General features: G+C 62.4%; 11 protein-coding genes. All 11 read left to right on the forward strand.

From position 1 onward, the window contains the following. Positions 1 to 1,022 precede the first annotated feature (1,022 nt). The 11 genes from LKX83_RS20090 (at position 1,023) to LKX83_RS20140 (ending at position 16,499) form a co-directional block, all read left to right on the forward strand. Positions 1,023 to 1,514 (forward strand): MarR family winged helix-turn-helix transcriptional regulator, encoded by a 492-nt coding sequence (locus LKX83_RS20090; RefSeq protein WP_227884229.1) that lies wholly within the window; start codon positions 1,023 to 1,025, stop codon positions 1,512 to 1,514. Positions 1,515 to 1,900: 386 nt separating this feature from the next. Continuing rightward, complete coding sequence (locus LKX83_RS20095) at positions 1,901 to 2,908, forward strand: LacI family DNA-binding transcriptional regulator (protein ID WP_227884230.1); 1,008 nt, start codon at positions 1,901 to 1,903, stop codon at positions 2,906 to 2,908. A gap of 150 nt (positions 2,909 to 3,058) precedes the next feature. Then, positions 3,059 to 4,855 carry an L-fucose isomerase gene (locus tag LKX83_RS20100; protein WP_227884232.1) on the forward strand — a complete coding sequence of 599 codons (1,797 nt, stop codon included), beginning with the start codon at positions 3,059 to 3,061 and terminating at the stop codon, positions 4,853 to 4,855. An 18-nt stretch (positions 4,856 to 4,873) separates the two neighbouring features. Continuing rightward, positions 4,874 to 6,544, forward strand: a complete 1,671-nt coding sequence (locus LKX83_RS20105) for a ribulokinase (protein WP_227884234.1) — start codon at positions 4,874 to 4,876, stop codon at positions 6,542 to 6,544. A gap of 69 nt (positions 6,545 to 6,613) precedes the next feature. Continuing rightward, entirely contained in the window at positions 6,614 to 7,723 is a 1,110-nt protein-coding gene (locus LKX83_RS20110) for a glycoside hydrolase family 172 protein (RefSeq protein ID WP_227884236.1), read from the forward strand. 35 nt (positions 7,724 to 7,758) lie between these two features. Continuing rightward, positions 7,759 to 8,880, forward strand: coding sequence for a DUF4185 domain-containing protein (locus LKX83_RS20115; protein WP_227884238.1), 1,122 nt, complete (start codon positions 7,759 to 7,761; stop codon positions 8,878 to 8,880). A gap of 109 nt (positions 8,881 to 8,989) precedes the next feature. Continuing rightward, the gene (locus tag LKX83_RS20120; RefSeq protein ID WP_227884240.1) at positions 8,990 to 10,414 is read left to right on the forward strand and encodes an ABC transporter substrate-binding protein; all 1,425 of its coding nucleotides are present in this window, start codon (positions 8,990 to 8,992) and stop codon (positions 10,412 to 10,414) included. Between the two features lie 76 nt (positions 10,415 to 10,490). After that, a complete protein-coding gene (locus LKX83_RS20125) occupies positions 10,491 to 11,378 on the forward strand; it encodes a carbohydrate ABC transporter permease (RefSeq protein ID WP_227884242.1) in 888 nt (295 codons plus the stop codon). Positions 11,379 to 11,401: 23 nt separating this feature from the next. Next, positions 11,402 to 12,226 carry a carbohydrate ABC transporter permease gene (locus LKX83_RS20130; RefSeq protein ID WP_227884245.1) on the forward strand — a complete coding sequence of 275 codons (825 nt, stop codon included), beginning with the start codon at positions 11,402 to 11,404 and terminating at the stop codon, positions 12,224 to 12,226. 15 nt (positions 12,227 to 12,241) lie between these two features. Beyond that, positions 12,242 to 14,482: a DUF6259 domain-containing protein gene (locus LKX83_RS20135; RefSeq protein WP_227884246.1), complete on the forward strand. Its 2,241-nt coding sequence runs from the start codon at positions 12,242 to 12,244 to the stop codon at positions 14,480 to 14,482. A gap of 46 nt (positions 14,483 to 14,528) precedes the next feature. Then, positions 14,529 to 16,499: a DUF4185 domain-containing protein gene (locus LKX83_RS20140; protein WP_227884248.1), complete on the forward strand. Its 1,971-nt coding sequence runs from the start codon at positions 14,529 to 14,531 to the stop codon at positions 16,497 to 16,499. Positions 16,500 to 16,573 lie beyond the last annotated feature (74 nt).

Below are 16,573 nucleotides of genomic sequence, written 5' to 3' on the forward strand. Positions count from 1 at the left end.
TAGCAGGGACGGCCGGCCATCGCGGCGAGGAAGCGGGCAAGGGCGCCATCGCCGGGCCGCACTGCGTCGACATCGACGGGGAAGCTCACGCGCAACCTCGCGTTTCAGGATAGGGGCGGCGCTGCTCACCAAAAAGGGGACGATCCCGGCGATCGTCCTTTTAGCTGTCGTTGACCGTCAAGCCAACCGCCGCCTGGATACCGAGATTAATCCACCTTCGTTCTTGTCCAAACTCGGCCGTTGCTTGAACCATCCGTTCCACACTCCCAGTCCGGCCGAACCGATCACCGACCTCCGTTTGCAATCACCCGACGCAGCCCGCTTTCGAAGTCGCGAATCCATTCCCGCTTTTGATCCGGCCGAACTGATTACCGACTTTCGTTCCGGCCCATCGATTCCTAGTCACTCCTCACCTTCTCGACGAATGACCGCAAACTTCTATTTAGTTGCAATCGTGCATCTCATTTTCGCGAAAATGGGGCTTTTGTGCAATATAGTTGCATTCGTACCTCTAATTCTGGATAGAACGGCGGATTTGCCGTTTTGGCTAGATTTTAGTTGTGCTTTTGCAGCTAATGGTGGGTTAAGGGGACGATTCGTCGAAAACAGTTGCACTTTTGCAAGTACTAGTCCTTTACTAGCGTGTAGATTGACGTTAAGGCGGGGAAAGCCCGAGGCGTGCCCCTTTTTTAGCAAGTCAGGGGGTAGGTTGGCTGTCGCAGCAGAGGGGGAGCGTCGGAACTCCTGGTCTAGCTAAAGAATACTGAGGAGGAGAGCCGTCGAAGCTGACGCCGAGCTGAAGGTTGCGAAGGGGAGATCCGTAGAAGTCCGACCGAACTGGCGGTGCGGAGATAGAAGAGAGGTTTGACTTGGGATCTCCTTTTCAGATGGCGAGAATTCGCGTACAATGAATAAGAGAGAGTAAGCGGATATTGTGTATACTCACTATTAGCGAAACACTTGCGAAAAGCGTTCGGTTTGGTCCGATCCGGCAGGCAGGCGCGCAGAGGAGGATAGAGTCCATGAATCAGTATTCGGATCCGAAAGTTGCTTCTTCCCCGGGGGTGCTGCTGGAGGCGCTGTTCAAATCCAGTCACATCATCCATCGTCAATTGGCGGAACGGCTTAGCGAAAGCGAAATCCCGTCTTATTTGACGGGGCCGCGGATGCGATTTTTGCGGGTGGTCCTGCATGCAGGCGAAATCCGAATGAGCGATCTGGCCGCCGAGCTCGGCATCAAAGCGCGTACCGTCACCCAATTCGTCGACGCGCTCGAACAGGAAAATGTCATTGTCCGCATCCCGGATCCCGACGATCGACGGGCTACGTTGATTCGCGTCGTCGACGAGGCGAAGCCGATCATCAAGAAAACGGCCATTGCGCTTCGGGAAGCGGCCGATGCGATCGCGAGCGCGATGTCGGAGGAGAAGCGCACGCTGCTGATCGAGCTGCTGACCGAACTGGCCGGATCGACCGAGCCGAATTTGGACATTTTGGACATGGAAAGTTACTGAATCGTGGAGGGACTACCGGCCAACGCCGCCACCAAAGGCCCTCTTCTGCACGAGATAACCGCCCAAAACGGCTAACGCCGCCTTCGAGAGCTCCATTGTGCACGAGATAATCGTCCAAACCGGCTAACGCCGCCCCGCTAACGCCGCGCCACGTGCTGCTCCCGGCACATTCGCCGCGCCCCTACTCCCGCGAAACGCCGGCGGAAGCGGCCCATACCGTCCTTCAAGAACCGCCAATCCAGCCGTCGGACAGCGCCCCAACCCTTCCGATAACGCCTCAAAAATAATGGTTGACAGCCCGCCCGGTCGTCTTGTAATCTGAGTGTGTAATCGATTACGTACTCGTTTACAAGAAAGCGCAAGGAACGTTTTGAGGTGAAGGGCAAGTGTCGAAAGCAACGATCAAGCAAGTCGCCGCAGCCGCAGACGTCTCGACGGCGACCGTTTCCCGCGTGTTGAACGAGAGCGGTTACGTCAGCGACGAAGTAAGAGAACGGGTGATGGAAGCGGTCGACCGGCTGAACTATCAGCCGAGCGCCATCGCACGCAGTCTGAAGCAAGACAAGACGTTTATGATCGGCGTCATCGTGCCGGATATTTCGAACCCGTACTTCATGGGCATTTCGCGAGGGATCGAGGACGTCGTCGGCCCGGAAGGCTTTCAACTGATGTTCGGCAGCTCGGACGAGAACCCGGACAAGGAAGAACGGCTGCTTCAGCTGTTCCAGGAAAAGCGGGTGGACGCCATCGTGCTCGCGACCGCGGGCGGCAACGACGGCACGGTTCGCCGGCTGGCCGATGCGGGTGTGCCGATCGTCCTCGTGGACCGCAAGCTGGAGGAGGACGACGAAGGGGCAGGCCTCGACCTCGTTGCGGAAGACAACGCGGAAGGCGCCTTCCGTCTCGCGAGTCAGTTGCTGGAAGACGGCCACGTCCGCATCGGCGTCGTGAACGGCCCGGCGCGCGCGAGCACCGGCCGGGAACGGTACGACGGCGTGCTGCAGGCGCTGCGGGCGCATGGGGTGACGACAGAGCCGATCGTGTACAACGGCGAATTTTCCACCGAAGACGGCATTCTGGCTGTTCGCAAATTTCTCGCCGCCGAGCCGCGTCCGACGGCCGTCATTTCGCTCAACAACCGCATGAGCCTCGGCGTCCTGCTCGAAATCGTCCGCAACGGATTGCGCATCCCCGGCGACATGGCTGTCGCGTCCTTCGGAGAGGTCGAGGCGGGATCGTTGCTGAAGGAACCCGGCCTCTATTATATCGATCAGCGTCCCTACGAGATGGGGACGAGAGCGGGCGAGCTCCTGCTGCGCAGGATCGACGCCAAGGGAGAAGCGCTCGAGCCTGCGGTCGAGATTTTCCGGCACGAAGTGAACCGCCTGAATTAAGGGCCGGCAGCCGGGCAGACGCTTCACCCGCTAACCCGGTCCCAACCGCCCATCCATCCCCGTTTGCAAACACCCGACTCGGCAAGGAGGCGGCGATCGTCGTGCAAGTCGCCGAAGCGGGATTCCATAGGTCAGTCAGGAGAGGATCAGATGAACAATACTTACCCAATGTGCAATCGATTGCAGAGCGAGTTGCCGAAGATCGGCATTCGTCCGATCGTCGACGGTCGCAGAGGCGGCATTCGGGAATCGCTCGAAGAAGTCACGATGGAGATGGCCAAGCGCACCGCAGACTTCCTTTCCGAAAGGTTGAAACATAGCAACGGCCTTCCCGTCGAGTGCGTCATCGCGGATACGTGCATTGGCGGCGTCGCCGAGGCGGCGCGCGCCGAGGAGAAGTTCGCCCGGGAGAACGTGGGGCTCACGATTTCCGTCACGCCGTCGTGGTGCTACCCGACGGAGACGATGGACACCCATCCGACGCGGCCGAAGGCCATCTGGGGCTTCAATGGCACGGAACGGCCGGGGGCGGTTTACCTGGCGGCGACGATGAGCGCCCACAATCAGAAAGGCTTGCCGGCTTTCTCGATTTACGGCCGCGACGTTCAAGATATCGGGGATACGGAGATTACGCCTGACGTGCAGGAGAAGCTGCTCCAGTTCGCAAAAGCGGGGCTTGCCGTGGCGACGATCCGGGGCAAGGCGTACTTGTCCATGGGCTCGGTCTCGATGGGCATCGCCGGCTGCGTGGCGGACGAGACGTTTTACCAGCGGTATCTGGGCATGCGCAACGAATACGTCGACATGACGGAGTTCGTCCGCCGGCTGGAGCTCGGCATCTACGACCGGGACGAGTACGAGCGCGCCATCGCCTGGATCAAGGCGAACTGCAAGCCGGGCGAGGACGTCAATCCGCCGCATCTGAAGCGCTCCGACGAGCAAAAGGAGAAGGACTGGGAAACCGTCGCCAAGATGGCGCTTATCGCCCGCGACCTCATGGTCGGCAATCCGAAGCTCGCGGAGATGGGGTACGGCGAGGAAGCGCTCGGCCGACATGCGATCGCGGCGGGCTTCCAGGGACAGCGCGCGTGGACCGACTATTTCCCGACCGGAGACTTTATGGAGGCGATCCTGAACTCCTCCTTTGACTGGAACGGCATCCGCGAACCATATATCGTCGCGACCGAGAACGACACGCTGAACGGCGTGACGATGCTGCTCGGGCATCTGCTGACGGACGCGGCGCAGATTTTCGCGGACGTCCGCACCTACTGGAGCCCGGAAGCGGTGAAGCGGGTGAGCGGGCGCGAGCTGACGGGCCTTGCCGCCGGCGGCGTCATCCACCTGATCAACTCCGGTCCGGCCGCGTTGGACGGAACCGGACGGCAGACGAGGGGCGGGGCGCCCGCGATGAAGCCGCATTGGGAGATCACGGAGGCCGAAGTCCAAGCTTGCCTGGATGCGACGGAGTGGTGTCCGGCGGTCGACTTTTTCCGGGGGGGCGGCTTCTCCACCGATTTCACGACCCGAGGCGGCATGCCGGTCACGATGGCGCGGATCAATCTGATCGCCGGCGTCGGCCCCGTGCTCCAACTGGCTGAGGGTCATACCGTGGAGCTGCCGGACGACATTCACGACGTGCTGGACCGGCGGAGCAACCCGACCTGGCCAACGACCTGGTTCGTGCCGAACTTGACGGGCGAAGGGCTGTTCAAGGACGTGTACGCAGTCATGAACAACTGGGGCTCGAACCATGCCTCGGTCAGCTACGGCCACATCGGCGGCGATCTGATCACGCTTGCGTCGATGCTGCGAATCCCGGTCAGCATGCACAACGTGCCGGAGGAGCGGATCTTTCGCCCGAGCGCCTGGTCGGCGTTCGGCGGATTGGAACCGGTCGGCGCGGACTATCGGGCTTGCGCGGCTTACGGGCCGCTGTACAAGTAGGAAGGGGGGGCGAACGAGATGACCAAGCGATACGCGATCGGAGTCGACTACGGCACGGAATCGGGCAGGGCGCTGCTCGTCGACATCGCCACCGGGGAAGAGGTCGCCACCCACGTCACGCCTTACCCGCACGGCGTGATCGACGAAGCGCTGCCCGGCTCGGGCGAAAAGCTGGGCTACGATTGGGCGCTGCAGCATCCGGACGACTACTTGAAGGTGCTGCGGCGTTCGGTGCCCGAAGTACTGCGCGCGTCCGGCGTCGACCCGGCGCACGTCGTCGGCATCGGGATCGACTTTACGGCCTGCACGATGATGCCGCTCGACGCGGAGGGCACGCCGCTCTGTTTCCGGGACGCATGGAAGTCGAACCCGCACGCCTGGGTGAAGCTGTGGAAGCACCACGCTGCCCAGGAGGAGGCGAACCGCTTGAACGCGGCAGCCGCGGCCGCGGGCGAATCGTTCCCCGCGCGGTACGGCGGCAAGCAATCGTCCGAATGGATGATCGCCAAGGTGTGGCAGATTCTGAACGAGGCGCCGAGCCTGTACGAGCAGGCCGATACGTTTATCGAAGCCGCGGATTGGGTCGTTCTCCGAATGACCGGCAACCTCACGCGCAACAGCTGCACGGCGGGTTACAAAGCCGCCTGGCACAAGCGCGACGGCTACCCGTCCGCTTCGTTCCTCGGCTCGCTCGATCCGCGCCTCGCGGATCTGGCGACCGCGAAGCTGCGCGGCCCGGTTCTGCCGCTCGGCTCGCGGGCCGGCGGCTTGACCGGGGAGATGGCGGCCATCACAGGCCTGCGACCCGGCACGTCGGTCGCCGTCGGCAACATCGACGCCCACGCGATGGTCCCGGCCGTCGGGGTGGTTACCCCCGGCAAGCTGGTGCTGGCCATGGGCACGTCTACGTGCCATTTGCTGCTCAGCGAGACGGAGGCGCATGCCGAAGGCATCTGCGGCGTCGTGGAGGACGGCATCGTCCCGGGCTACTACGGCTATGAAGCCGGTCAGCCGGCCGTCGGCGATCTGTTCGCTTGGTACGTGAACGAAGCCGTGCCGGTCGAGATAGTCCGCGAAGCCGAAGCGGTGGGGCTAAGCGTTCACGCTTGGCTCGAGCGGGAAGCGGCGAAGCTGGCGCCGGGCGAAAGCGGCCTACTCGCGCTCGACTGGTGGAACGGCAGCCGCTCGGTCCTCATGGACGCGGAGCTGGGTGGAGCGCTTGTCGGCATGTCGCTCCGGACGAAGCCGGCGGAAATCTACCGCGCGCTGCTCGAGGCGACGGCGTTCGGCACGCGCAAGATCATCGAGACGCTGTCGGCCGCCGGCGTGGCGATCGACGAGCTGTACGCCTGCGGCGGGCTGCCGCAGCGCAACAGGCTGCTCATGCAGATCTATGCGGACGTGACCGGACGGGAGATCAAAATCGCGGACTCCACGCAGACGGCCGCACTCGGTGCCGCAATGTTCGGCGCGGTCGCCGCGGGCGCCGAGGCGGGAGGCTACGATACGATCGTCGAGGCCGCCGACCGAATGGCTAGAATCCGCGAGGAATCGTATCGGCCCATCGCCGCCCATGCGCGAGTCTACGACGAGCTGTACGCGGCCTACGCCGAGCTTCACGACTATTTCGGCCGCGGCGCAAGCGACGTCATGAAACGGCTTCGAAACCTCAAGACCGGTCGCATCTGATCGGGTCTTGCCAACTGTTGTGCAATCGATTGCAGTATTCGCAGAATTTCGACAAAAGGAGCGCTAACCATGAATCTGCCTACCTCCCTTTCTTCCTTGAGCCTCGTCCGTTCAGGTCGCCGCAAGCGGGAGTCCAGCTACGACCGCACGGGCGGCAACAAAGACTATTACTCCATTCGGCCGGGAGACGTGGCGGAAATCTGCAGCATCCCCGGCGCGGGCGCCATTACGCACATTTGGATGACGATGGCGACGGACGCACCGGCGGAAGAAGCTTACCTGCCCCGCAAAATCGTCCTCCGCATGTACTGGGACGGAGAGACGGAACCGAGCGTGGAAGCGCCGATCGGCGACTTTTTCGGCATGGGGCACGGCTTGACCCGCAACTATACGTCGGCCGCGCTCATGATGAGTCCGGAAGACGGCAAGGCGTTTAACTGCTTTTTCCGGATGCCTTTCGCGAGCGGCGCCCGCATCGTCGTCGAGAGCGAAGCGGAGCAGCCGATCAAATTCTACTTCTATATCGACTACGAGGCCTACGACTCGCTGCCGTCGGACGAACTGCGATTCCATGCGCAGTGGCGTCGGGAAAACCCGACGGACGGCATCCCGGAGGACGGCGTGGACAACGCGACGTTCGAGTTCGGCGGCAAAAACACGACCGGCGACGGCAACTACCTCATCCTGGACGCGGTCGGGAAGGGTCACTACATCGGCTGCAACTTCAATGTGCACAACCTTCGCGACACCCGGGAGTGGAACTGGTACGGCGAAGGCGACGACATGATCTTCATCGACGGCGAGTCTTGGCCCCCGACGCTGCACGGCACGGGAATGGAAGACTACTTTAATACCGCTTGGTGTCCGCAGCAAGAGGTATGCACCCCGTATCACGGCATCATCTTGGGCGGAGGACCGAACTGGAGCGGCAAAATCTCGACGTACCGCTACCATATTCTCGATCCGATCATGTTCGAGAAAAGCATCCGGGTGACGATCGAGCACGGTCACAACAATCACCGCAGCGACGACGTCTCCTCGACGGCGTACTGGTACCAGCAGGAGCCGCATCAGCCGTTCCCGGCACTGCCAAAAGTCGAAGGTCGCCTGCCGCTGCCGGACATCAAGCCGTTCGACCCCGCCAACCTGTCGCGGATCTTCGAGCACGACAATCCCTGACCGCCGCACGGCGCCGGTCGAAGGAGGATGAGAAGATGAGAAGCGCAGCCGCGGTGGCTGGCGCCGCCGCCCTGCTCCTGGTGTTGGCGGGCTGCTCCGGCGCCGGGACGAATCCGATGCTGGACGCGAAAGGCAAGACGTTTCTCCTGAAGGGGGTGACGGACGTGCGGGAGGTCGGGCAGATCACGGGGGCGGAATCGCCCAGCCAGACCGACCGCTACGCCGTCTATGGCACCGACCTCGGCTCCATGATGAACGCGGGCGACCGGACGTACTTCGTCTTCGGCGATACGTTCGGCGAACGCTCGCCGGACCAGATCGGGGGCGGCGGCAGCTACTGGCGGTCCAATACGATCGGCTATACGAACGACGCCGATCCGTCCGACGGCATCCGACTGGACGGCATGATCACGGACGATATCGGCACGGCCAAAGAGCTGCTGCCCTCGCGCAAGGCCGACTACGACGAGATGACGAAAATTCCGACGCACGGCGTCGCCGCAAACGGCGCCCTGTACTTGTACTACATGTCCGTCAACCATTGGGGAGAGCCGGGCCGCTGGGACGCGAACTACGCGAGTCTCGCGAAGTCGGTGGACGAGGGGCAGAACTGGACGCTGCTGGACGACGTCCGGTGGCCCGGAGACGGCGACTTTATCCAGATCAGTCCCTATCTCGTGAAGGACAGCGGAAGCAAGGACGCCGAGCTCTATTTGTGGGGCATCCCGTCCGGCCGCTTCGGCGGCGTCAAGCTGATGAAGGTCGCCGAGCCGAGTTTGGAGCGGCTGTCCGACTACCGGTACTATGCCGGTCTGGACGATCGCGGCCGGCCGATCTGGAGCGCCGATCTCGCGGAGGCGAAGACGGTCGTGGACGATACGGCCGGAGAGCTGTCCGTCGTCTGGAATCCGTACCTGAAGCGGTGGCTGATGACCTACCTGAAAGAAGGAAGGGGCGTCGTCATCCGCGAAGGGCTGTCGCCGTGGGGACCATGGGGCGAGCCGATCGACCTGGTGACTTCCGCGGAGCAGCCCGGATTGTATGGGCCGTTCATGAATGAACGCTATACGACGGACGGCGGCCGGACGATCTACTTTACGCTGTCGCTCTGGGATCCGTACAACGTGTTCTGGTTCAGGGCTTCGCTGGAAAAATGAAAGCGGATTCAGAGCGCGAATCCCTAATCGTTGCTTGGGGATCTACGACATTCGGTTTAGACGCTCAGCGTTTAAATAGCACGACATTTAAAAAAAGGGAGGATTCACCATGCTTCAACAAGCAAAAAGAAGCAAACGCGGCACCTGGACGATCGCCAGCTCCTCGCTCCTCATCCTGTCCATGGTTTTGACGGCCTGCGGCGGCTCGAACGGCAAAAACGCAGACCCGAGCCCGAGCGGCGGCAGCGCTCCGGCGTCTCCGAGCGCATCGGCCAGCGCGAGCCCGAGCGACAGTACGCCGGCTGAAAAGGTCAAGATTGAATTTTGGGCGCAAAAATTCGAAGACACGACCGACGCATGGTTCAAAAAATGGGTCGCCGAATTCAACAAGTCCCAAGATCGCGTCGAGATCAAGCTGACGATCGTGCCGGGGGACGCGTGGGATCAAAAGATGAAGGCCGCGCAAGCCGCGGGCAAGGCGCCCGAGATCCGCACGATCAACTACGGCAACGTGGCCAACGCGGCCAAGACCGGGCAGATCATGGCGCTGAACGACCTGATGGACCCCGCCGCATTCGACGATCTGTACGACAACATCCGCGACTTCGTCACGGTCGGCGACAAGTACTACGCGTATCCGAAGCTCGTCGAGCCGTCCGCTGTCCTCTATTACCGCAAGGACCTGTTCCAGGAAGCGGGCCTTGATCCGGAGAAGCCGCCGACCACCTGGGCGGAGCTGCTGGACGACGCCAAGAAGCTGACGAAAAAAGGCGTGTTCGGTCTCGCGACCGCTCAGACCGCGCCCGATCTGGGCTGGTCCAGCTGGGGAATGCAGTACAATGCCGCCGGCCATCTCGCGTTGACGGACGACTGGTCGAAGGCCGACATTAACAACGACGCCTACAAATCGGTGTTCGAGTTCTACCAGAACGCCTACCAATCCGGCGCCATGCCGAAGCAGGCGCTCGCCGGATACGCGGATATCAAGCCGTTCGGCGAAGGCAAGGTCGCGATGGAGGTGTGCGGCTCCTGGGCGATCGGGCAACTCCGCAACACGTACAAAAACATGCTCGACAAAGTCGGCGTCGCGCCGATGGTTTCGATCGACGGCGACCAGACGAAGACGACCGCAACGCTCGGCGGCTGGACGCTTGCCGTCGACGGCAAGGCGCAGCATCCGAAAGAGGCGGCTTCCTTCATTTCCTATCTGCTCGCCGGCGACCCGGCCATCATGATCGACTTCTTCAAGACCGCCCAGTTCTCGAAGTTCTCGCCGCGCAAATCCGTCGACGAAGCGATGAAGTCGGATCCGGACGCATCGAAGGACGCCTGGCGCGCCATGATCGCGGAAAAGGTCATCCCCTACGCCAAGGCGGAACCGATCTATCCGTGGGATATCAGCTTCGCGCTCTCGACGGGGATCGAATCGGCCATGAAGGGCACGAGCGTCGACAAAGCGATCGCCAAAGCGGAGAAAGACATCAACGACTTCATCGAGAAAAACAAACTCGCGGGCACGAATCCGAAAGCCTAGCGAACGAGGCGATCCGGGCGGCGCCGCAGCCGCCCGGATTGTCCCCCCTTATCCGAGCCTATGGACGGTGATGGACATGCGCAACAAAAACTTCCGTCAGGACAACGGCACAGCCTATCTGCTGCTCGCGCCGATCTTCATCCTGCTGACGATCTTCGTCGTCATTCCGTTTGTCTACGCGCTCCGAGTCAGCTTCTATGACTGGAGTTTCTATCAGGATTCCGTGTTCGTCGGATTCCGCAACTTTCGCCTCGTCCTCACGGACGATCTGTTTCTCGAGTCGGTGTGGGTCGGTCTCAAGTTCGCGCTGATGGTCATGCCGGCGATGCTCGTGCTGAGCTTTCTGTTCGCCAACGTCATCAAACGCCTCGGCCCCCGGTTTTCCGGCTTCGTCAAGACGTCCGTCTACATCCCGACGATCATCTCGGGCATCGTGGCTTCCGTCATCTTTGTCTTCATCTTCGACTACACCGGCGGATTGGCCAACTATTTGATCGGCCTGTTCGGCGCCGAGCCCAAGGCGTGGCTGGCGGACGTCGCGACGGCGCTGCCCAGTGTGGCCGCCCCGGCGATCTGGCTTGGCTTCGGCTTGACGACGCTGATTATGCTTGCGGGACTCCACGACATTCCCGAGAGCTATTACGAAGCGGCGGACCTGGAGGGCGCGGGGACGTGGACCAAAATGGTGCATATCACGATCCCGCTCATGCGCAACGTCATTCTGTACCTTCTCGTCACCGGCTTCACGGCGCAGATCTCCCAGTTCGAGCTGTCGCTCGTCATGACGAACGGCGGTCCGCTAAGCGTCACGACGACGCCGAACCTATACATTCTGAACCACTTCCGCAACGACGTGATGGTCGGCAATTCGATCGCGGCCTCGCTTCTGCTGTTCGTGGTGCTGGGCAGCATCTCGGCGATCATCTTCCGGATTCTCAATTCGGAGAAAGCGGTCGACGGGTAACCGGCGGAGAGGAGGAAACGAGAGTGAACAAGCTTACCGGCATTCAAAGAACGGCGCTGACGTCGATCGCCGCGCTCGTGACCGCGCTCGCGCTGTTCCCGCTGCTGTGGGTCGTCCTGGCGGGGTTCAAGGGACGGGCCGAAGTGCTCGCGACGCCGTTCCGGTTTTTCCCCAAGCAATGGCTCGTGCAAAACTATACGGACATCCTGGGGGACCCGGCGTTCCTGAAAGCGATGGGGGTGACCTTCGGCGGAGCCATCTTGTTCGCGGCGCTGAGCCTCGGGGTTAACTCGGCCGCGGCCTATGTGTTCGCCCGGCTCGAATTCCGTTTTAAAAAGGTCTTGTGGGTCTACGTCATCACGACGATGTTTATTCCCGGCATGGCGATCTTGCTGACGTCGTTCATCGTGGTCAACAAGATGGGGATGCTCGACACGCTCGGCGTGCTCGTGCTGCCGGGCGTCGCTTCGGCCGGCCACATGTTTTTCATCCGGCAGTTCTATCTGAACATTCCGCTTGCGCTGGAGGAGGCGGCGCTGATCGACGGGGCGGGGCGGGTCCGCATTTTCACCAGCGTGTTTCTGCCCATGTCCTTTCCCGTTTTCGTCATTGTGGGGATCGGCTCCTACTTGGCCTACTGGAATTCTTTCGTGTGGCCGACGATGACGATCACCAATCCCGACCTGTTCCAGATTATGCAGTACCTTTATACGTTCCGTTCCGAGCGCGCGACCGAGATGGGGATGCTGATGGCCGGCTCCGCCTTGTCCGCGACGCCGACGATCATCCTGTTCCTCATCTTCCAGAGGTACATCATCTCGGGCATTAAAATTTCCGGGTTGAAATAAAGGAGGCGAAGGGCCTTGATCCGACTGGAAAACGCGCGCATGCGGCTGGACCTCAGCGAGACGGACGGGACGGTGCGGGGAATGCGCGATCTTGCGAAAGGCATCGATCTAATCGCGATGGCGGATGCGGGCTTGCCCGCCGATCCGTTCCGGTTGGAGACGGACGACGGCTTCAGCGGGGCGTTCGATTCGTTCGAATGGACGCGGCTGGAGACGGGCGACGGATCGGATGCGGCGGCGCTGACCTGGCGCACCGCATCCGGCGTCGTCGTGCGGGCGACCGTCTCGCTCGCGCCGGAAGACGGCGAAGCGTCGTTCCGCTGCGCGGCGGACAACGGCTCCGGAGAGCGGATTCTGAGTCTGGAATATCCGATCCTGCCGAACATCGGCGCCATTCGGGGAGACGGAGAAGACTACGTCGCGCATCCGTTCGCGACGGGCTTCAAGGTGCGGGATCCGCTCCGCCGCTTCGTCGCGGGGGGCGCGGGGTTCCGGTACATGCCCTATCCAGAGAGCTTCTCCGGATCGACCATGCAATTTTTCGCCTATTGCGGCGAAGGCGTCGGCGGACTGTACGTGGCGACGCCCGACGGCGATGGTTGTCCGAAGTGGCTGAATTTCTACAAGAACGGCAACGACCTGCTCGAAGCCTCGTTCATCCACGGCTGCGAGGACATGGCTCCGGGCCGCGGTCTTGCGCCCGCGTACCCGGTGCTGGTCGCGTTCCTGGACGCCGGCGACTGGTATGAGGCCGCGGATCGCTACAAAGCATGGGCCGTTCGGCAGAAATGGTGCGCGCACGGCTTGCTGGCCGACCGCAGCGGCGCGGAAGGAACCGCCTGGCTCCACGAGGAGATGGGCGCCGCAACGTTCGGGATCAACGCGGGTTCGGACCGTACGCCATGGTTGCGCGCGTACCGGGCGCACATCGGCACGCCGATCTTTCACGTCCTCGGCCCGGACTGGACGAACGCGCCCCAGACGTTTTACAAAGGCGTGCCCGGCGGCTTCGACGACTGGTTCCCGACCCGGTTCAACCCGGACAATCTCGACTGGATTCGCGAGAACGGCGACCGATTCGCACCGTTCGAATTCGATTACCTGTACCACTTCGAAGGCGCGGACGGCGAATTGGGGCGCGAGGCGGCGCAGCGGTTTCCGGAAAACAAGAAAAGCATCGACGCCTACAAGTTCCCGTTCCTGTGCCCCGCCCACCCTTATACGCACGATTTCCACGTCCGGCGCGACGAGACGCTGCAGCGGTCGGACGACGTGGACGCGATCTACTACGACATCTCCGCCAACAACATTCTGAAGATCTGCATGGACGAATCGCACGGACACCCGGTCGGCGCCGGCCGGATCATCGAGGAAGCGTACCGCCGGAACTACGCCGACACGAAAGCGGCCATGCGCGAAGCGGCAGGCCGAGGCGTGCCGATGGGCACGGAGATGATGAACGAGACGATGCTGGACCTGATCGACTATTACCAGGCAAGAGCCGGCGGACAGCCGGCGGCGCCGCTCGAAGGCTGGCCGATCCGCGATCTGCTGAAGTCCGGCGACGCGGAGCTCGTTCCGATGTTCGCCTACGTGTACCACGAATACGGGGCGCTGCGGATGGACGGCTGGGGCAAGCTGGTCGAGGAGATCGGCTCGCTTTATCGCTTTACCGTGGCCCGTACTTACCTGTGTGGCGGCCTGTACGAGTTGAACTACGAATACAGTCCGATGGAGGCGCTGGACGGCCTGGAGAACGCGCCCGAAGAGCACTATTATCCGTTCGATCCACGCGGCTACGCGTTCTCGCCGGCAAGAGCGGGCTACCTGTCCCTATACGCGCGGCTGCGCGTCGGCGACGCCCGCCTCTACTGGGCGTACGGCCGGATGCTCCGTCCGCTCGCCTTCGCAAGCGAGCGGATCGTATTGGATTGGCAGCACTACAACCACGGCAAGGAGACGCCCGAATACAACGACGCCGGCGAGCTCGAGGTCGATGCCGTCGTGCACTCGGCCTGGCAGTACCGGGACGAGCGCGTGGCGCTGTTCTTCGCGAACGTCAGCGAAGAAGAGCGGCGGATTCGCGTCCGGCTGCCGGCGCAAGACGAGCTGCCGCGTCCGGCGCTGCGCCGGGAAGCGCGTCTTTACCGGCCGGGCGCGGATCCGGACCGGGACGTCGCGCTGCGCGAGGCCGGGGACGGCACCGCCGAGCTTGCGCTTCCGCCGTCGGCCGTCGTCATGATCGAATACGCTTGAGGGCAAGCGGCACGTTCCATTCCGTTGAAAAGAGGTCGATGCGCAAATGAAACGAAGTACATTCGCATACGGCACGCTAACGGCGGTGTTCGCCGCGGCGGCGGTATTTTCCGGCACCGCCTCGGCGATTACGCCTAGCGGTACCGTCAAGGTCGCCCGCGTCACGGGCGCCACGCCCGCGGGAGAGACGCTCCCGAATCCGAACCAGACGGCTTCCCAATATCAGGTGGAGGGCACCGACCTCGGCATTCTGTGGGACAAAGGCGGCGGCGAAATCTTCGCGCTGTTCGGCGATACGTTCGGTCCCGGATGGTGCGGCAACGGCGGCTGCGGCGGCGGCTGGCGGAGCAACGTGCTGGCCAAGTCCTCGGATACGAATTTGGCGGACGGCTTGTCCTTTTCGACGATGATTCAGGATACGCCGGGACACGCCAAGGAACTCTTGTCGTCCAAGAAAATCAACAACGACGAGATCACGGTCATCCCGACCGCCGGGGTCACCGTCGGCACGCGGCACTACATCCATTACATGTCGGTCAATCACTGGGGCAACCCCGGCGAATGGTTCACCAACTACGCCGGCATCGCTTACTCCGACGACAACGGCCAGACGTGGATCAAGCACCCGACGGCGCGGTGGGCGAACAACGGCACCTGGTCCGATCCGTTCCAAATGGCGGCTTTCGTAAAGGACGGCGGATTCGTCTACATGTACTCGACGCCGAACGGGCGTTTCGGCAATGTCTACCTATCGCGGGTTGCCGAAACCGGCCTCCTGAACATCGGGGACTACCGATACTGGGACGGGAACGGCTGGACCGCCTCCAAGTCCGCCGCCGCCCCGGTCGCCATCGGCGTGGCGGGCGAACTGTCGGTCGCCTACAACGCGCATTTCAACCGGTACGTCATGACGTATCTGAACGAACATCGCCAGGCGGTCGTCATGCGGGATTCCGCCACGCTGACGGGTCCCTGGAGCGGGGAAAAGCTGCTGGCCAAAGGTTCCGATTACCCGGGGCTGTACAACGCCTTTATCCACCCGTGGTCCATGAACGGAACGGACATGTATTTCGTCATGTCCCAGTGGACGCCGTACAATACGTTTCTGATGAAGACGACGCTCAGCGCGGACGCTTCCGGGGGCAACCTGCTGTCCGAGCCCGGCTTCGAGACGCAGGAAGCGACGCCCGTCATGGCGCCCTGGTACGTCGAGGGCAACGGCGGCATCGACCGCAGCAACGGCGGCGCCCGATCGGGGCAGAACAACGGCTTCGTCCGCTACAACAGCGGCTGGAACGCGCTGAAGCAACGCGTCGTCGTTCAGCCGAATACGGATTATACGCTGAAAGGCTGGGTTCGCACCTCGGCGAACAACACCGACGGCTATTTCGGGGCGAGGAGTCCCGGCAACGGGCCGGTGCTGGGCGAGACGCGGTTCCAGGCGCTCGGCGCCTATACCGAACTGACCGCCACGTTCAACTCGGGCGCCAATACGATCGTCGAGGTATACGGGGGCATCTGGGCGAACAACGGGGATACGTGGATGCAGCTGGATGACGTCAACCTGACGCGGAGCGCGAATCTCGTCGCCCAGGCGGGCTTCGAGCAGCAGCCGTCCGGGTCGCTGACGTCGCCCTGGTACGCTAACGGCAACGCCGGCGTGGACCGCAACCTGGGCTTTGCCCATACGGGCGCGAACAACGCCTGGGCGCGAAACACGACGGGCTGGAACGCCGTCAAGCAGGAGATCGCCGTCGAGCCGAACGCCTCTTATACGCTGAGCGCCTGGATTCGGACATCTCCGAACCAAAACGACGGCTACTTCGGCGCCCGGGCGATTGGAGGAGGACCGGTCCTCGGCGAGGTCCATCTGACGCAGCCGTTAGGCAGTTATACGCTGCAGACGGTCACGTTTAACGCCGGCAACCGCCACAGCGTGGAAATCTACGCAGGCACCTGGGCGAACAATGCGGACACCTGGATTCAGGCGGACGACTTCAGCATGACGAAAAATTAAGACCATGCGGGGCGGACGGCTTTCGGGGGGCGAGTCTCCCGCGAGGCCGCCCGCTCCGTCACATTCGCGAAATC

The sequence above is a fragment of the Cohnella baijiui genome, assembly GCF_020731285.1.
GTDB lineage: Bacteria > Bacillota > Bacilli > Paenibacillales > Paenibacillaceae > Cohnella.